The 18,017-nt window shown below is 61.5% G+C and carries 16 protein-coding genes; 11 read left to right on the forward strand and 5 right to left on the reverse strand.

Translation table 11 applies throughout. The annotated features are described in order from the left end of the window. The 8 genes from dnaA to ABCR88_RS00040 all read left to right on the forward strand — a co-directional run bounded on the left by dnaA (position 1) and on the right by ABCR88_RS00040 (position 8,396). Positions 1–1,542, forward strand: coding sequence for a chromosomal replication initiator protein DnaA (gene dnaA / locus ABCR88_RS00005; RefSeq protein WP_077933137.1), 1,542 nt, complete (start codon positions 1–3; stop codon positions 1,540–1,542). Between the two features lie 38 nt (positions 1,543–1,580). Continuing rightward, positions 1,581–2,684 (forward strand): DNA polymerase III subunit beta, encoded by a 1,104-nt coding sequence (gene dnaN / locus ABCR88_RS00010; protein WP_011058392.1) that lies wholly within the window; start codon positions 1,581–1,583, stop codon positions 2,682–2,684. Positions 2,685–2,704: 20 nt separating this feature from the next. Continuing rightward, positions 2,705–3,808, forward strand: a complete 1,104-nt coding sequence (gene recF / locus ABCR88_RS00015) for a DNA replication/repair protein RecF (protein WP_350403938.1) — start codon at positions 2,705–2,707, stop codon at positions 3,806–3,808. 4 nt (positions 3,809–3,812) lie between these two features. Then, the gene (gyrB, locus tag ABCR88_RS00020; RefSeq protein WP_011058394.1) at positions 3,813–6,230 is read left to right on the forward strand and encodes a DNA topoisomerase (ATP-hydrolyzing) subunit B; all 2,418 of its coding nucleotides are present in this window, start codon (positions 3,813–3,815) and stop codon (positions 6,228–6,230) included. Between the two features lie 121 nt (positions 6,231–6,351). Beyond that, positions 6,352–6,756, forward strand: coding sequence for an Imm1 family immunity protein (locus ABCR88_RS00025; protein WP_015633604.1), 405 nt, complete (start codon positions 6,352–6,354; stop codon positions 6,754–6,756). Between the two features lie 160 nt (positions 6,757–6,916). After that, entirely contained in the window at positions 6,917–7,567 is a 651-nt protein-coding gene (locus ABCR88_RS00030) for a DUF4265 domain-containing protein (protein WP_350403940.1), read from the forward strand. A 26-nt stretch (positions 7,568–7,593) separates the two neighbouring features. Continuing rightward, positions 7,594–8,079, forward strand: a complete 486-nt coding sequence (locus ABCR88_RS00035; RefSeq protein WP_041114916.1) for a DUF4265 domain-containing protein — start codon at positions 7,594–7,596, stop codon at positions 8,077–8,079. Then, on the forward strand, positions 8,076–8,396 hold the full coding sequence (locus tag ABCR88_RS00040) for a hypothetical protein (RefSeq protein WP_169892327.1): 321 nt from the start codon (positions 8,076–8,078) through the stop codon (positions 8,394–8,396). Before ABCR88_RS00035 ends, ABCR88_RS00040 begins: the two co-directional genes overlap by 4 nt. A gap of 27 nt (positions 8,397–8,423) precedes the next feature. Here ABCR88_RS00040 and ABCR88_RS00045 read toward each other — a convergent pair whose 3' ends face one another. Then, entirely contained in the window at positions 8,424–9,152 is a 729-nt protein-coding gene (locus tag ABCR88_RS00045; RefSeq protein ID WP_011058398.1) for a response regulator transcription factor, read from the reverse strand. A gap of 228 nt (positions 9,153–9,380) precedes the next feature. Here ABCR88_RS00045 and ABCR88_RS00050 point away from each other — a divergent pair, with 228 nt between their 5' ends. The 3 genes from ABCR88_RS00050 (at position 9,381) to ABCR88_RS00060 (ending at position 13,403) form a co-directional block, all read left to right on the forward strand. Next, the gene (locus ABCR88_RS00050; protein WP_041114921.1) at positions 9,381–9,668 is read left to right on the forward strand and encodes a hypothetical protein; all 288 of its coding nucleotides are present in this window, start codon (positions 9,381–9,383) and stop codon (positions 9,666–9,668) included. 399 nt (positions 9,669–10,067) lie between these two features. After that, positions 10,068–11,066 carry a FecR domain-containing protein gene (locus tag ABCR88_RS00055; protein WP_350403941.1) on the forward strand — a complete coding sequence of 333 codons (999 nt, stop codon included), beginning with the start codon at positions 10,068–10,070 and terminating at the stop codon, positions 11,064–11,066. A gap of 18 nt (positions 11,067–11,084) precedes the next feature. Next, positions 11,085–13,403, forward strand: coding sequence for a CHASE2 domain-containing protein (locus ABCR88_RS00060; protein ID WP_041114924.1), 2,319 nt, complete (start codon positions 11,085–11,087; stop codon positions 13,401–13,403). A gap of 180 nt (positions 13,404–13,583) precedes the next feature. Here the strand turns inward: ABCR88_RS00060 and ABCR88_RS00065 are convergent, their stop codons facing one another. The 4 genes from ABCR88_RS00065 to glyQ all read right to left on the reverse strand — a co-directional run bounded on the left by ABCR88_RS00065 (position 13,584) and on the right by glyQ (position 17,993). Next, complete coding sequence (locus tag ABCR88_RS00065; RefSeq protein ID WP_350403942.1) at positions 13,584–14,354, reverse strand: lysophospholipid acyltransferase family protein; 771 nt, start codon at positions 14,352–14,354, stop codon at positions 13,584–13,586. 83 nt (positions 14,355–14,437) lie between these two features. Further along, a complete protein-coding gene (gene gmhB / locus ABCR88_RS00070) occupies positions 14,438–14,971 on the reverse strand; it encodes a D-glycero-beta-D-manno-heptose 1,7-bisphosphate 7-phosphatase (protein ID WP_011058402.1) in 534 nt (177 codons plus the stop codon). A 17-nt stretch (positions 14,972–14,988) separates the two neighbouring features. Beyond that, the gene (gene glyS, locus ABCR88_RS00075; protein WP_015633612.1) at positions 14,989–17,043 is read right to left on the reverse strand and encodes a glycine--tRNA ligase subunit beta; all 2,055 of its coding nucleotides are present in this window, start codon (positions 17,041–17,043) and stop codon (positions 14,989–14,991) included. Further along, positions 17,040–17,993 (reverse strand): glycine--tRNA ligase subunit alpha, encoded by a 954-nt coding sequence (gene glyQ, locus ABCR88_RS00080; protein WP_003177094.1) that lies wholly within the window; start codon positions 17,991–17,993, stop codon positions 17,040–17,042. The genes glyS and glyQ overlap by 4 nt, the downstream gene beginning before the upstream one ends. Positions 17,994–18,017: the final 24 nt, after the last annotated feature.

Here is an 18,017-nt window from a genome sequence, read left to right on the forward strand (position 1 = left end):
GTGTCAGTGGAACTTTGGCAGCAGTGCGTGGAGCTTCTGCGTGATGAGCTGCCTGCCCAGCAATTCAACACTTGGATCCGTCCGCTACAGGTCGAAGCCGAAGGCGACGAGTTGCGTGTATACGCACCGAATCGTTTTGTTCTCGATTGGGTCAATGAAAAGTACCTGGGGCGTGTGCTCGAGCTGCTGGATGAACACGGCAACGGCGTGGCACCGGTTCTTTCCTTATTAATAGGCAGCAAACGCAGTTCGGCGCCTCGCGCCGCACCTAACGCGCCACTGGCCGCTGCCGCTTCGCAAGCCCTGCAAGCCGCAGCAGCCAATGCTGCCCCGGCAGCTGCTCCCGCGCCCGCTCCGGCACCCACTTCTGCCCCGGCCAAGAAAGCCGCCGCGCAGAAGGCTGCCGAAGTCAGCGAAGAACCCTCTCGTGACAGCTTCGACCCGATGGCGGGCGCCAGCTCGCAGCAGGCACCGGTACGCGCCGAACAGCGTACTGTCCAGGTAGAAGGCGCGCTCAAGCACACCAGCTACCTGAACCGCACTTTCACCTTTGAGAATTTCGTCGAGGGTAAATCCAACCAGCTGGCCCGCGCGGCGGCCTGGCAGGTGGCGGACAACCCCAAGCATGGCTACAACCCGCTGTTCCTTTATGGCGGCGTCGGCCTGGGTAAGACCCACTTGATGCACGCTGTGGGTAACCACCTATTAAAGAAGAACCCGAATGCCAAGGTCGTGTACCTGCATTCCGAGCGATTCGTGGCGGACATGGTCAAGGCGTTGCAGCTCAACGCCATCAATGAATTCAAGCGTTTCTACCGTTCGGTCGATGCGCTGCTGATCGATGACATTCAATTCTTCGCCCGCAAGGAACGTTCCCAGGAAGAGTTCTTCCACACCTTCAACGCCCTCCTCGAAGGCGGCCAGCAGGTGATTCTCACCAGCGACCGCTACCCGAAGGAGATCGAAGGCCTGGAAGAGCGCCTCAAGTCGCGTTTCGGCTGGGGCCTGACGGTGGCCGTCGAACCGCCTGAGCTGGAAACCCGGGTGGCGATCCTGATGAAGAAGGCCGACCAGGCCAAGGTCGAGCTGCCTCATGATGCAGCGTTCTTCATTGCCCAGCGCATTCGCTCCAACGTCCGTGAACTGGAAGGTGCCCTGAAACGGGTCATCGCCCATTCGCACTTCATGGGCCGCGATATCACCATCGAGCTGATTCGCGAATCCTTGAAGGACCTGCTGGCGCTGCAGGACAAGCTGGTGTCTGTGGATAACATCCAGCGCACAGTCGCCGAGTACTACAAGATCAAGATTTCCGATCTGCTGTCCAAGCGGCGTTCCCGTTCGGTGGCCCGCCCGCGTCAGGTGGCCATGGCCCTGTCCAAGGAACTGACCAACCACAGCCTGCCGGAAATCGGCGATGTGTTCGGCGGTCGCGACCACACCACGGTTCTGCACGCCTGCCGCAAGATCAATGAACTTAAGGAATCCGACGCGGACATCCGCGAGGACTACAAGAACCTGCTGCGTACTCTGACCACTTGATGACTCCAACGCAGCTTATTAAGGCAAGGGACTAGACCATGCATTTCACCATTCAACGCGAAGCCCTGTTGAAACCCCTGCAACTGGTCGCCGGCGTCGTCGAACGCCGCCAGACCTTGCCGGTGCTTTCCAACGTGCTGCTGGTTGTCGAAGGCCAGCAACTGTCGCTGACCGGTACCGACCTGGAAGTCGAGCTGGTCGGTCGTGTGCAACTTGAAGAGCCAGCCGAGCCGGGGGAAATCACCGTTCCCGCGCGCAAGCTGATGGACATCTGCAAGAGCCTGCCCAACGATGCCCTGATCGACATCAAGGTCGACGAGCAGAAGCTGGTGGTGAAGGCCGGGCGTAGCCGCTTCACCCTGTCGACCCTGCCGGCCAACGACTTCCCGACTGTGGAAGAAGGCCCGGGCTCGTTGACCTGCCAGCTGGAGCAGAGCCGACTGCGCCGCCTGATCGAACGCACCAGCTTCGCCATGGCCCAGCAGGATGTGCGCTACTACCTCAATGGCATGCTGCTGGAAGTGTCCGCCGGGATCATCCGTGCCGTGGCCACCGACGGTCACCGTCTGGCCATGTGCTCGATGCAGGCGGACATCGGCCAGCCGGATCGCCACCAGGTGATCGTGCCGCGCAAAGGCATCCTGGAACTGGCGCGCCTGCTCACCGAGCCCGATGGCAACGTCAGCATTGTCCTGGGCCAGCACCACATTCGTGCCACCACCGGCGAATTCACCTTCACCTCCAAGCTGGTGGACGGCAAGTTCCCGGACTACGAGCGCGTGCTGCCCAAAGGCGGTGACAAGCTGGTACTGGGTGATCGCCAGGCGCTGCGCGAAGCCTTCAGCCGTACCGCGATCCTGTCCAACGAGAAGTACCGCGGCATCCGTCTGCAACTGGCCAATGGTCAGCTGAAGATCCAGGCCAACAACCCGGAGCAGGAAGAAGCGGAAGAAGAAGTGGGCGTGGAATACAACGGCGGTTCCCTGGAAATCGGCTTCAACGTCAGCTACCTGCTGGACGTGCTGGGCGTGATGACCACCGAACAGGTTCGCCTGATCCTGTCCGATTCCAACAGCAGTGCGCTGGTGCAGGAATCCGACAACGACGACTCGGCTTACGTTGTCATGCCGATGCGCCTGTAATCATGCTCAGCAGAAGCTAGATGTCCCTCAGTCGCGTCTCGGTCACCGCGGTGCGCAATCTGCACCCGGTGACCTTCTCCCCCTCCCCCCGCATCAACCTTCTTTACGGCGCCAACGGCAGTGGCAAGACCAGCGTGCTGGAAGCCATCCACCTGCTGGGGCTTGCCCGCTCGTTCCGCAGTGCCCGCCTGTTGCCGGTGATCCAGTACGAGCAGCTGGCTTGCACGGTGTTCGGCCAGGTGGAGTTGGCCCAGGGCGGCCATAGCAGCCTGGGGATATCCCGTGATCGCCAGGGGGAATTCCAGATCCGCATCGACGGTCAGAATGCCCGCAGCGCGGCGCAGTTGGCCGAGATCCTGCCGCTGCAGTTGATCAACCCGGACAGCTTCCGCCTGCTGGAGGGCGCACCGAAGATCCGTCGGCAGTTCCTGGATTGGGGAGTGTTCCATGTGGAACCACGCTTCATGTCCACCTGGCAGCGCTTGCAGAAGGCCCTGCGGCAGCGGAACTCATGGCTGCGGCATGGTACACTTGACGCAGCTTCGCAAGCGGCCTGGGACCGGGAACTGTGTCAGGCCAGCGCTGAAATCGATGAATACCGCCGCGCTTATATCAAAGCCTTGAAACCAGTCTTTGAGCGGACCTTGGACGAACTGTTGCAGCTCGAGGGCCTGACGCTTAGCTATTACCGTGGTTGGGACAAGGACCGGGAGCTCAGTGAAGTGCTCGCGACCGCCCTCCACCGTGACCAGCAAATGGGTCATACCCAGGCCGGCCCACAACGTGCTGATTTGCGTCTGCGCTTAGGCGGACACAACGCCGCGGACATCTTGTCCCGTGGCCAGCAGAAGTTGGTGGTCTGTGCCTTGCGCATTGCCCAGGGGCACCTGGTGAGCCAGGCCCGCCGCGGTCAGTGTATTTATCTGGTGGATGACTTGCCGTCCGAGCTGGACGAGCAGCATCGCCGCGCACTTTGTCGCTTGTTGGAAGACTTACGCTGCCAGGTGTTTATCACCTGTGTAGACCACGAATTATTGAGGGAAGGCTGGCAGACGGAAACGCCAGTCGCTTTGTTCCACGTGGAACAAGGCCGTATCACCCAGACCCACGACCATCGGGAGTGAAGGCATGAGCGAAGAAAATACGTACGACTCGACCAGCATCAAGGTGCTGAAAGGTTTGGATGCCGTACGCAAACGTCCCGGTATGTACATTGGCGACACCGATGACGGCAGCGGTCTGCACCACATGGTGTTCGAGGTGGTCGATAACTCCATCGACGAAGCGCTGGCCGGCCATTGCGACGACATCAGCATCATCATCCACCCGGATGAATCCATCACCGTGCGCGACAATGGTCGCGGCATCCCGGTAGATGTGCATAAAGAAGAAGGCGTTTCGGCGGCCGAGGTCATCATGACCGTGCTCCACGCCGGCGGTAAGTTCGACGACAACTCCTACAAGGTCTCCGGCGGTCTGCACGGCGTAGGTGTATCGGTAGTGAACGCCCTGTCCGAGGAGCTGATCCTCACCGTGCGCCGTAGCGGCAAGATCTGGGAACAGACCTATGTCCACGGTGTTCCGCAAGAGCGGATGAAAATCGTTGGTGACAGCGAAACCACCGGTACCCAGATCCACTTCAAGCCTTCGGCTGAAACCTTCAAGAACATCCACTTCAGCTGGGACGTCCTGGCCAAGCGGATCCGTGAACTGTCCTTCCTCAACTCCGGTGTCGGCATCGTCCTCAAGGACGAGCGCAGCGGCAAGGAAGAGCTGTTCAAGTACGAAGGCGGCCTGCGGGCATTCGTTGAATACCTGAACACCAACAAGACTGCGGTCAACCAGGTGTTCCACTTCAACATCCAGCGTGAAGACGGAATCGGCGTGGAAATCGCCTTGCAGTGGAACGACAGCTTCAACGAGAACCTGTTGTGCTTCACCAACAACATTCCTCAGCGCGACGGCGGTACCCACCTGGTGGGCTTCCGTTCGGCCCTGACCCGTAACCTGAACAACTACATCGAGCAGGAAGGCCTGGCCAAGAAACACAAGGTCGCCACCACTGGTGACGACGCTCGTGAAGGCCTGACCGCGATCATCTCGGTGAAGGTGCCGGATCCGAAGTTCAGCTCCCAGACCAAGGACAAGCTGGTTTCTTCCGAAGTGAAGACCGCGGTCGAACAGGAAATGGGCAAGTACTTCTCCGACTTCCTGCTGGAAAACCCCAACGAAGCCAAGTTGGTGGTGGGCAAGATGATCGACGCTGCCCGCGCTCGTGAAGCGGCGCGTAAAGCCCGTGAAATGACTCGTCGCAAAGGCGCGCTGGATATCGCCGGCCTGCCGGGCAAACTGGCGGACTGCCAGGAAAAGGACCCGGCCCTGTCCGAACTCTACCTGGTGGAAGGTGACTCTGCTGGCGGTTCCGCCAAGCAGGGCCGCAACCGCAAGACCCAGGCGATCCTGCCGCTCAAGGGCAAGATCCTCAACGTCGAGAAGGCACGCTTTGACAAGATGATCTCCTCGCAAGAGGTGGGCACCCTGATCACCGCGCTGGGCTGCGGCATCGGCCGTGAAGAGTACAACATCGACAAGCTGCGTTATCACAACATCATCATCATGACCGATGCTGACGTCGACGGTTCGCACATCCGTACCCTGCTGCTGACCTTCTTCTTCCGTCAGTTGCCGGAGCTGATCGAGCGTGGCTACATCTACATCGCCCAGCCGCCGCTTTACAAGGTCAAGAAAGGCAAGCAAGAGCAATACATCAAAGACGACGACGCCATGGAAGACTACATGACCCAGTCGGCTCTGGAAGATGCCAGCCTGCACTTGAACGAAGAAGCCCCGGGGATCTCCGGCGAGGCGCTGGAGCGCCTGGTCAACGACTTCCGCATGGTGATGAAGACCCTCAAGCGCCTGTCGCGCCTGTACCCGCAGGAGCTGACCGAGCACTTCATCTACCTGCCGGCCGTGACCATGGAGCAACTGTCCGACCACGCCGCCATGCAGGATTGGCTGGCCAAGTACGACGCCCGTCTGCGCACTTCCGAGAAGTCCGGCCTGGTCTACAAGGCCAGCCTGCGCGAAGACCGTGAACGCAATGTGTGGCTGCCAGAGGTCGAGCTGATCTCCCACGGCCTGTCCAACTACGTCACCTTCAACCGCGACTTCTTCGGCAGCAACGACTACAAGACCGTCGTCTCCCTCGGCGCTCAACTGAGCACCCTGCTGGACGAAGGCGCTTATGTTCAGCGCGGCGAACGCAAGAAAGCCGTCACCGAGTTCAAGGAGGCCCTGGACTGGCTGATGGCGGAAAGCACCAAGCGCCACACCATCCAGCGATACAAAGGTCTGGGCGAGATGAACCCTGACCAGCTGTGGGAAACCACCATGGACCCAAGCATGCGCCGCATGCTCAAGGTGACCATCGAAGACGCCATTGGCGCCGACCAGATCTTCAACACCCTGATGGGTGATGCGGTCGAGCCTCGTCGCGACTTCATCGAAAGCAACGCCCTGGCGGTGTCCAACCTGGACTTCTGATCCAGCGACACAGCTGAAAATAAAAAGGCCGACGCTTGCGTTGGCCTTTTTTATTGGCAGATTGTTCAATCCCTCATCCATAACGATTTACGTTTTTATCCGGACAAGGCAGTCATGGCAAATGCTCAAGAAAATTGTTGAAGATGAATATGCCGGTAATCGTTGTCACACCCATGAGTGGTTAAACCCCGACTCGATGCAGGTGTTGTCCGCGTTCAACCGCCTGGACGGAAAGGCTTTCAGCTCGACGGTTTTTTTCTTCAGTGATCAGACCCTGATGCATATCGGGGGCGGTGCGGCCGATCAGTATGTGGTCTTTATCGCCCAGGACGTCGACCAGTCGTTGCAGACCCTGCTCAGCGCAGACACCCCTGATGATCAGCGGGTTGAGTTGGTCGCGGGCGGCCAGTCCGGTAGTTACCCTCGCTATCAGTGTGTGGCTAAAGAGCGAGCGAGACAGGCCCTAGCTTATTTCTCGGCCTATGGCTCGGCTGATCCCGATCTGGCCTGGGAAGTGGAAGGTTAACTGGACAATAAGGACGTTGACCTTGGCAGGTACAAGCAGCCACCTATTCGATGAAGCACGCTTCCCCTTCGGGGGCCGTGCGGAGGTCATATTTTCCTTCGAGGAAAACTTCTTTTACGGGCAGTTTGTGAGGCCCATGGCGGCGCCTCGGTGAGATGGAATGGATACCTCGACAGCACAGTTTCAGAAGATCATTTTCAAGCTCACCGTCGACGCTGACGGTTATCCACCGGTGGAGTATGAGTCGATGTGGGGCGTTCAGCGGGGGGCAGATGTCTACCAGTTGGATAACACGCCCTACTATCTCTATGGCGTGAGCAAGGGGGACTGGGTGCTGACTCGCGCCGATGCCCATGAGCGGATCGCGACTCGCGTGGTGCGACAATCCGGGCACTCGACGCTGCGGGTTTTTGCCGAGCGCGAGTCAGAGCGCTCGGGGATTGTGCAGCACCTGCGCAGCCTCGGCGCCAGGTGCACGGTTACCCGGGGCCTGTCGCTGTTCACTGTGGACATCGCGCCCGAGGTCAGTTTTTCCGCGATCGACCAATACCTGGCCTCCATCACCGACGACCAATATGTCGCCTATGAAGATGCCTGTTTACAGCACGAGGCCATTGAGCCTGCGCGCCTGAGCGAGTGCTCTTCACTGGCCTCAGTTGAGTGCGTCACCTGGGCGGGATCACTAGGTGCTGTGCTGGCACCTGAGCTGCGAGACGATCCGGCCATTGAACAGGCGCGTTCGAGATGTGTTTATCGATCGGTTGACCCCGCTACGCGGCTGAGCCGGTTCGGCTCATTTCACTCTTTGTAGAAACAGCAATCGCACGGAAATGGGTTATGGATGATGAAAACCAGGAAATATCGATTCGGGTTGTCGCGGGGCAGAACAGCCGCGGCCCGGTCTATGAGCCGCTGCATGTCCGGCGCATTGATGAGGACAGTTACGAGATTCTCTACTCACCAGGGCTGGCGCTGAACCTGGCCAAGGGCGATATCATCTCGATCAAGGATCCGCAGGCCCCCGCCGTGGTGCTCAAGCGTGGCGGCAACTTCTGCATCCATATCTATTCGGATCACATCCCTGAAGAACACATCATTGCCCTGGCGGCGGATGTGGCGAGCGAATTGGGTGGCATGCTTGACGGGCGCTACAAGGGCAATCTGACATTGTCGGTGCCGGCGCGAAACGGCATGGACAACATCGCCCTGTTCTTCAACCGCTTTCGCGAGACCACGGGCAGCGAGTGGTACTACGCCAACATCTATAAAAACCTCGATGACACCGATGACGAGACCCTGCTCGATTGGTGGCTGGCCCTATGAACGAAAGACAGCAGCTTATCTGTGAACGCTACGACCTTGCTCCCCAGGCCCCTGAGCCGATGATTGCGCTGGCCATAGGCTCCCTTGCGCAGTCGCCCATCTATGGCACCCGGGTCGAGTTGCCGGAGAACGGCACGGTCAGTTGGTTTATCCACTGCGGCGAACATTCCACTGCGGTGGATTTCTACCAGCCTCTGTGTGCCGAGCATCTGCTCGAGCTGTTGCCGGAGGTGATCGATTACCTGTACCTGCCGAGCGGGACGCGTTTCATCATCGACCGCGCCGGCTATGAAGATGTCTGGCGGGACCCGGAATGATATCAAGCCGCTTTTGAAGGCAAGCAGTCAGCTGCCCTGTTCTTCAGGCGACGCGACACTTTCCAGGCGGTAGCCATAGCCGTAGATCGTCAACAGTTGCCAGCCGCGATCCGCGGTCAGCCCGAGTTTGTTGCGCAAGCGGTAGATGTGGGTATCCAGGGGCCGTGAGGAAACGATTTCCTCATGGGTCCAGAACCGTTCGTACAGGTATTCCCGGGACAGCGGCCGGCCCAGGTTGGCGAACAGGCAGCGGGCCAGGCGGTACTCGCGCTCGGTAAGGCTGATGGGAGCGCCGGCGCGGGTGACGGTCAGTTCCGCATCATCGAAGCTCAGGTCGTTGAAACTCTGCACTTCTTCGCTGTGGTTGCGCTGCAAGCCATGGCGGCGCAGTACCGCGTTGACCCGGGCCTTGAGTTCGTTGGGACGAAACGGCTTGCTCAGGTAGTCGTCGGCACCGGTGTTCAGGGCCTGGACGATATCGCTCTCGGCATCGCGGCTGGTGAGCATGATGGCCGCGGGCGGCGAATCCATGTGTTCCCGGGTCCAGCGCAACAGGGACAGGCCGCTGAGGTCCGGCACTTGCCAGTCGAGGATCAGCAGGTCGAAGGTTTCCCGGCGCAACTGGCGCAGTAGGTCTTCTCCGCGCTCGAAGCTGTGCAAGGTCCAGGGCTGTTCGCCGGGGCCGGGAATCTCTCGCAGTGTCTGTTCCACCCGCGCCAGTTCCGCAGGTTCGTCATCCAGTATCGCGACACGCATGCGAGGCAGTTCCTTATGGTTCCAAGAGCGCCCGGGGCCGTGGCTGCCGGGCTCGGACTGAGGGGAAGTTTAGGCACCTGGCCTGAATCTGAACAATTGTGGCGAATTGCTCTTGAGCCCCGGGTCCCTCGGTACGCTGATATCAAATAGCCGGTAAGGCGCCTGGAGCACGGGCCGTCGGGCTATTGAGCAGCACGATACCGGCTCGTACAAACAAGGAAAAGAACCATGGGGAACCTGCTCAGGAAAGGCCAGGTCGCGCTTGTCAGAATATTCAGCGGCGATGATCCGGTGCGTCTTCTCAGTTTGATGCTGGCGGCTTATCTGGGAATCAGTGCCTGTACCGTGCCAGCGTCCACAGCGGGCTGCTGTCAGCCCTCCGGCATCGGGCAATACCCGGCGTCTGCCCTGCCCGCTGGCAGTGACTCCAACCTGACCCTGGACGCCGAGCCCGTGATCGGTCGGACAGCGCTACCCACGAACCTGCAGCCACCGGCCCCGCGCTGGGTGTTCTAGAGGCCGAGGCAATGATTCTGAACAAATATTGCAAATCCGTCGCAGCTTTGCGGCCAGCGTTACATTGCTTCCCGCTGAGTGGCACACGGGGGCACCTGGAAGTGCTCCGACACAGGGAGTGTCAACCGCCAGGCTGGCGGGACAACGCGCGCTCGCGTGCGTCGTTGAAGGGGAATACAGGGAGTGCCTCCTCAGGACTTTGGGCCGGGCGACCTGTCGCTCCGGTTCCGACACAGGGACGTGTCACTTTCTTCTCGTCCTGCCCTGTTTCCGCCCTCGCCCGACCGGGTTCCTGTCTTTGGGCGACATCCCGCAGCGTTCGGCTTTCTGCCAACGATCTGCCTCAGGTATGGTGCGTAGGATTTCGCCGCGGTTTTCCCAAAGGCTCTAAGCACATCCATGAATGACCTCTGCCCTTTTCCGTCCACCGGCCGGCCTCAGGTCGCGCGTGTCGCCCTGCTGTTGGCCGGGCTGATTCTGCCGTTGTGTGCGGCACAGGCGGCTGCGCCACGGCTGCCCTATATCGATGACAACCAGCAGTGCCGTGGCCAGCCCCTGCCGGCGACGGTGGAACACCTGACCGGCGAAGCCTGGAAGCTGGACGCCAAGGGACGCGAGGTGCTCCTGCAGGAAGGCATGAGCATCGATGAGAAGGAAGGGGTCAGGACCTCGCCGTCGGCCTTCGTCAGCCTGTCCCTGGGAGACGGTTCGCGGGTGGTGCTGCCTTCCAGTTCCCAGGTCACCCTGCAACTCAATAACCAGTACTCCATCCCTCAGGTTGTGCTGGAACAGGGCCAGATCGAGTCCTACGTGATCAAGCGCACCAGTGATCACGACCGTTTCCAGATCGTTACGCCGGTGGGCGTGCTGGGGGTTCGCGGTACTCACTTCCGGGTACGCAATGACGATCAGCAATCCCTGGTGGAGGTGCTCAATGGCCAGGTGGCGGTGAATCGCGAAGAGGACGCGCCGCAGCCGGCACCGCGGCGTACGCGTCAGCGCCCTGTGGATAAACCGGCAGGCCCGGTGCCGGGTGAAGTCCAGGTCATGGCGCGCCAGGGGCTGCGGATCCAGAAACAGGGCGAGCTCAAGCCGGTGGAACTGCTGGCCGCGCCGAGGCTGCTGGGGCAGGCCGGACAGACCGGTGCCCTGCCCGTCTGGCAACTGATCCTGCAACCTTTGCCCGGGGCCAGCCGCTACCGGGCCCAGGTCGCCACCGACAAGGACTTCCTGAACATCAAGCAGGAGCAGTTCTCCAGCACCCCGCAGGTCAACTTCACCGGCTTGCAGGCATTTTTTTATCACGTGCGTCTTTCGGCGTTCGATGAGCACGGCCTGGAAGGCGAAACCGGGGTCTATGACATCTTTTATTACCCCAGGACCACCCGTGTTGAATAACGCCCCGGTGGGCCGTCCATGAGCGTGTGGCGCCGTCGGGCCGAAGGCCGTGAACCGACCCAGGCTCAGCGCCTGTTCCGCGGGCTGGTGCGGGAGTGGCTGTGGGTCAGCCTGATTCTTCTGCCGCTGACTGCGGTGTTGTCCCTGAGCCACGGCCTGGCCCTGAACAATCTCTTCTACGACAACCTGCGGCGCTTCACCCCGTTACCGGTGGACCCGCGCATCCTGCTGGTGACCATCGACGACTACAGCTTGCAGCAACTGGGGCGCTGGCCCTGGCCGCGGGCCATTCATGGCCAACTGCTGGACCGGCTGAGCGCGGCCGAGGCCAAAGGGGTGCTGTTCGATGTGATCCTCAGTGAACCCGGCAGCACGGTGGAAAACGACACCCGCCTGGCTGCCGCCCTGTGCCGGGCCGGCAATGTGTTCCTGCCGGTGCTGCGCCAGGGCGTTGCCCGCTATGGCCAGGACATTGAGGAAATCCCGCCGGTGCCGCTGCTGCGCAATTGCGCCCGCGGCCTGGGCCATATCAATGCCGAAGCGGATGCCGATGGCACGGTGCGCAGCGTCTACCTGCGCGAAGGCCCGGTGCTGGCTCCCCGGGCGCAACTGACGTGGCTGCTGTACCAACTGACCGAAGCCGAGCCGGCATTCCCCCATATGCCCGGGCCCGGCAAACCTCGCGTGGCCCAGGGGTGGCTGCGGTCCAACCCGGTGCGCATTCCCTTTATCAGCGCCGACGCCGGCTTTCCCAGCGTGCCCTATGTCAGCGTGCTGCGGGGCGAAGTGCCGCCGGAGCTGCTGCGCGACCGGCTGATCCTGGTGGGCTCCACGGCCCCGGGGCTGGGGGACCGCTACGTGACCCCGCAATCCGGCAGCCAGGGCACCACCCCGGGGGTGGAGATCCAGGCCAACCTGCTCAACGGCCTGCTCCAGCATCGCAGCGTGGTTGCCCTGGGCCAGTGGTCGGGGATGCTGCTGTCCATGGCCCTGACCGCTGTGTTGCTGGGCCTGTTGCTGTGGCGGCCGCGCCACGCGCTGTGGATAACCCTGGGTTGCATGGGGCTGGGCCTGGCGGGCTCGGTACTGATGCTGCGGCTGGGCTACTGGTGGTCGCCGGTGGCCAGCCTGCTGGGCATGCTGCTGGCCTACCTGATCTGGAACTGGCGCCGGCTGAGCGTGATCCTGGCCTACTTCGGCTGGGAACTGGCGCGCCTGGACAGCGAGCCCAAGGTGTTGCCGGAACGCCGGCGCAGCCAGGCCCCGGCCGGGGATGTGCTGCAGGGGCAGATCGTCGCTCTGGAGCAGGCCTTGAGCCGCACCCGGGACACCCGGCGTTTTATCGCCGATGGCCTGGAGTACCTGCCGGTGGCGACCCTGATCAGCGACCCCGACGGCAAGATCCTGCTGGCCAACCGCAATGCACGGGAAGTGTTTGCCCATTCCCTGGTGGGTGAAGGGCTGATTGCCCAGTTGGCTGTCCTGGGTTACCCGGGCCTGACGGAACCGGCCTTGTACCCCCGGCTGGAACAACTGCCGGCGGTGGAGTTCCGTGATGTTCAGCAGCGCAGCCTGCGCATGGAACTGGCGCCGCTGCTGCCGGTGGACAGCGATACCGCCATTGGCTGGCTGCTGAGCCTCACCGACCTCAGCGTCGAGCGCGACGCCGAACAGCAACGCAGCGTGCTGTTGCGCTTTCTGTCCCATGATCTGCGCGCGCCCCATTCGGCGATCCTGGCCTTGCTGGATGTGCAGCGCCATCAGCCGGCGACGCCCCGGCAGGTGTATGGCCAGATCGAACAGCAGGTACGCCGGGCCCTGGCTCTGACCGAGGCCTTCGTGCAGTTGGCCAAGGCCGAATCGGAGGCCTACCAGTTCGAACCGAGCATGTTCGCCATGCTGGTGCTGGACGCCTTCGATCAGGCCACGACCCTGGCCCAGTTGAAGGACATTCACCTGGAGCATGACCTGGACGACGAGGCCGAAGGCCTGGTGCTGGCGGACCAGTCGCTACTGACCCGGGCGCTGTTCAACCTGCTGGAAAACGCCATCAAGTACAGCCCGGTGGAGTCCAGGGTGAGTGTTCGGGTCAGTTGTACCCCAGGCTGGCTGCGCTGCGAGATCAGCGATGAAGGCCGGGGTATCGATGCCGCGGATCTGCCCCAGCTGTTCGGCCAGTACCAGCGTTTTGCTTCGGCCAAGGGCATTGATGGCCTGGGCCTGGGCTTGTCCATGGTCAAGGCGGTGGTGGACCGGCATCAGGGCCGTATCAGTTGCCAGAGCGTGGTGGGTCGGGGCTCTTGCTTCATCCTCGAACTGCCTTTGCTGGAGGAATGAAGGGCCGGGAATATCCCAGGTGAAAAAAACCGGCTCAAAGGCCGGTTTTTTTGTCTGCTGAAAAACTTATGCACGTTTTTCCACATTTTATGAGCTTGGGAAATATATATATAAATCAGTGATTTATAATTCAATTTCAAGCCTTGTAGGAAAAGTCGTACACAGGTTATCCACAGAAGCTCATACAGCAACCTTATCCGTAGAAGTGGCCAATGGTGGCAATGAGCCCATATCCCGTTGAGCCTGTTCATTCCAGGTCGCCACCCGGTCATTGAGCTCGGCGATGGCCCGCGGGCCGCTGCCTTCGGCATACATCGGCGCGCCGATGGTCACGGTGATGGTGCCGGGGCGCTTGGCCCAGCCGGTCTTCGGCCAGAACTTGCCCGCGTTGTGGGCCACCGGCAGCACTGGCAGGTCGGCATTCACCGCCAGGGCGCTGCCGCTGCGGGAAAACTTGCCGATCTGGCCGTAAGGCACGCGGGTGCCTTCAGGGAAGATCAGTACCCAGACATTGTCCTTGAGCAACTCGTCGCCCTTGCTCGCCACCTGCTTGAGGGCAGCCTTGGGGTTGTCCCGGTCAATGGCGATGGGCCGCAGCATGGCCATGGCCCAGCCGAAAAACGGCACATACAGCAGCTCGCGCTTGAGCACCTGGCTCAGGGGCTCGAAGTAGGCCGAGAGAAAGAAGGTTTCCCAGGTGCTCTGGTGATTGGAAACGATCACGCAAGGCCGCTCGGGGACGTTTTCCGCGCCCTTCACTTCCACGCGGATATTGAGGAATACCTTGGTTAGCCACAGCGCGCAGCGACACCAGTAGACGTTGATAAAGCGATAGCGCGCCTTGAATGGGAGGAACGGCGCGATAAAAAAGCTCAGGGAGCACCACAGCAAGGAACTGGTGCCCAGTAGCAGGTAAAAGAAAAAGGTTCTGATGGCCTGCAGGATCGACATAGCGGCATTTACCATTGCGGGCATTGCCCGCCTGTTAAAAAGCGCTCTCCCGAACAGTCCTTGGTCAGGATGCCAGAAGGGGCCTAATTGTGGATAAGTTCAGCGGCAACGGCCGCCAGGTCGTCAAAAATCAAGGTGCCTACCGGCAGGGTTTTCCCCAGAGTCTTTTCGCCTTTCCCGGTCTTTACCAATACTGGCTGAGAGTCGACGGCTTTTGCGGCTTCCAGGTCACCGAGACTGTCACCGACAAACCATAGACCTGTCAGTTCTGCCTGGTAATGCTCGGCAATGGTTCGCAGCATGCCCGGTTTCGGTTTGCGGCAGGCGCACCCTTCGTCGGGCCCGTGAGGGCAGTAGACGATCAGCCCGACTTCGCCGCCCTGCTCCGCCACCAGTTCGCGCAGGCGCGCGTGCATGGCATCGAGGGTGGCCAGGTCGTAGTAGCCGCGAGCGATGCCGGACTGGTTGGTGGCGATCGCCACCGTCCAGCCGGCCTTGCTCAACTGCGCAATGGCTTCGATCGCGCCGGGGAGCGGAATCCACTCCTGCACCGATTTGATGTAGGCATCGGAGTCGTGATTGATCACGCCGTCACGATCGAGTATCAGCAGTTTCACAGCAGTTCCTTACCTGATCAGCTCAGTACCGAAATGTCGGCCACGCCCAGGAACAGGCCCCGCAGCCGCGCCAGCAGCGCGTAGCGGTTGGCCCGTACATTGGCGTCCTCGGCATTGACCATCACCGCCTCGAAGAAGGCGTCCACCGGCTCGCGCAGGGCAGCCAGGCGGGCCAGGGTCTCGCTGTACTGGCGGGCAGCGGCCATGGGCTGTACAGCCTGGTCCGCTTGCTGGATCGCCGAGTACAGGGAGAACTCGTTGGCGTTGTCGAAGTACTTGGCTTCGATGGTGGTCGGCACATTGCCTTCGATCTTGCTCAGCAGGTTCGACACGCGCTTGTTCACCGCAGCCAGGGCGGCGGCTTCCGGCAGCTTGCGGAAGGCCTGCACGGCTTGCACGCGCTGGTCGAAGTCCAGGGCCGAACCCGGCTTCAGGGCACGCACCGAGAGGTAGGTGGCCACATCCACGCCTTCGTCTTCGTAACGGGCACGCAGGCGGTCGAAGATGAACTCCAGCACCTGGTCGGCCAGGCCGGCGGCCTTGACCTTGCTGCCGAAGGCGCTGACGGCGAAGGCCACGGCGTCGTTCAGGTCGAGGTCGAACTTCTTCTCGATCAGGATCCGCAGCACGCCCAGTGCCGCGCGACGCAGGGCGTAGGGGTCCTTGCTGCCGGTGGGCAGCATGCCGATGCCGAAGATCCCCACCAGGGTGTCCAGCTTGTCGGCGATGGCCACGGCGGCACCGGTCACGGTGCTGGGCAGCTCGGCGCCGGCACCACGTGGCATGTACTGCTCGTTCAGGGCCAGGGCGACATCTTCCGGCTCGCCGTCATTGAGGGCGTAGTAGTAGCCGGCGATACCTTGCATCTCCGGGAACTCGCCGACCATCTCGGTGGCCAGGTCGCACTTGGACAGCAGGCCGGCGCGGGCGGCGCGCTGGGCATCGCCGCCGATACGCGGGGCAATGAAGGCGGCCAGCTTGGAGATCCGCTCGGCCTTGTCGTAGACGCTGCCGAGTTTTTCCTGGAAGACCACGTTCTGCAGGCGCAGGTTGAAGTCTTCGAGCTTCTGCTTCTTGTCCTGCTTGAAGAAGAACTCGGCGTCGGTCAGGCGTGGGCGCACGACTTTCTCGTTGCCCTCGATGATCTGGCGCGGGTCCTTGCTCTCGATGTTGGCCACGGTGATGAAGCGCGGCAGCAGCTTGCCGTCCACGTCCAGCAGGCAGAAGTACTTCTGGTTGTCCTGCATGGTGGTGATCAGGGCTTCCTGGGGCACTTCGAGGAAGCGCTCCTCGAACGAGCACACCAGTGGCACCGGCCATTCGACCAGGGCAGTCACTTCGTCCAGCAGGTCCGCCGGGACGATCGCCGTGCCTTCCTGCAGGGTCGCCAGTTCCGCGGTGCGCTTGCTGATCAGCTCGCGACGCTCGTTGGCGTCGGCCAGCACGTAGGCGGCACGCAGGTCGGCCAGGTAGTTGGCCGGCGCGGTGATGCGTACGCTTTGCGGGTGGTGGAAGCGGTGGCCGCGGGAGTCGCGACCGGCCTTCTGGGCGAGGATGGTGCAGTCGATGACCTCATCGCCCAGCAGCATCACCAGCCATTGAGTCGGGCGCACGAACTCTTCCTTGCGCGCGGCCCAGCGCATGCGCTTGGGAATCGGCAAGTCGTTCAGCGAATCTTCGACGATGGTTGGCAGCAGGCTGGCGGTCGGCTTGCCCTTGATGCTCTGGCTGTAGCGCAGTTTCGGGCCGCTCTGGTCGATCTCGCTGAGTTCGACGCCGCACTTCTTGGCAAAGCCCAGGGCCGCCTGGGTCGGGTTGCCTTCAGCGTCGAAGGCTGCCTGGCGTGGCGGGCCGTCGAGGTTGATGCTGCGATCCGGCTGCTGGGTGGCCAGTTGGGTGATCAGCACCGCCAGGCGCCGTGGCGCGGCGTATACGTGCTTGGCCTGGAAGCTCAGGCCGGCGCTCTGCAGGCCTTTTTCGATGCCGGCCAGAAAGGCTTCGGCCAGGGTGTTCAGGGCTTTGGGTGGCAGTTCTTCAGTGCCCAGTTCAACCAGAAAATCTTGCGCACTCATTGTGCCGCCTCCAACTTAGCCAACACTTCATCACGCAGATCCGGGGTTGCCATCGGGAAGCCCAGCTTGGCACGGGCCAGCAGGTAGGCTTGCGCAACGGAACGCGCCAGGGTGCGCACACGCAGGATGTACTGCTGGCGTGCGGTGACCGAGATTGCCCGGCGTGCATCCAGCAGGTTGAAGGTGTGCGAGGCCTTGAGGACCATTTCATAGCTCGGCAGCGGCAGTGGCTGATCCAGCTCGATCAGGCGCTTGGCTTCGCTTTCGTAGAAGTCGAACAGTTCGAACAGCTTCTCGACGTTGGCGTGTTCGAAGTTGTAGGTCGACTGCTCCACTTCGTTCTGGTGGAACACATCGCCATAGGTGACCTTGCCGAACGGGCCGTCGGCCCACACCAGGTCGTATACCGAATCCACGCCCTGCAGGTACATGGCCAGGCGTTCCAGGCCATAGGTGATTTCACCGGTCACCGGGTAGCACTCGATGCCACCGGCTTGCTGGAAGTAGGTGAACTGAGTCACTTCCATGCCGTTGAGCCAGACTTCCCAGCCCAGGCCCCAGGCGCCTAGGGTTGGCGATTCCCAGTTGTCCTCGACGAAGCGGATGTCGTGCACCAGCGGGTCCAGGCCCACGTGCTTCAGGGAACCCAGGTACAGCTCCTGGAAGTTCTCCGGGTTGGGCTTCAAGACCACCTGGAACTGATAGTAGTGCTGCAGGCGGTTGGGGTTTTCGCCGTAGCGGCCGTCAGTCGGGCGACGACTGGGCTGCACATAAGCGGCGTTCCAGGTTTCCGGGCCGATGGCCCGCAGGAAGGTAGCGGTGTGGAAAGTGCCGGCGCCTACTTCCATATCGTAGGGCTGAAGTACCACACAACCTTGCTCGGCCCAGTACTGCTGGAGGGCGAGGATCAAGTCTTGGAAGGTACGCACGGCTGGCGTAGGCTGGCTCACGAAATTCACCTGTTACTTGGGCTG

It is taken from the genome of Pseudomonas sp. W17 (assembly GCF_040268305.1).
In the GTDB taxonomy this organism is placed as follows: domain Bacteria; phylum Pseudomonadota; class Gammaproteobacteria; order Pseudomonadales; family Pseudomonadaceae; genus Aquipseudomonas; species Aquipseudomonas protegens.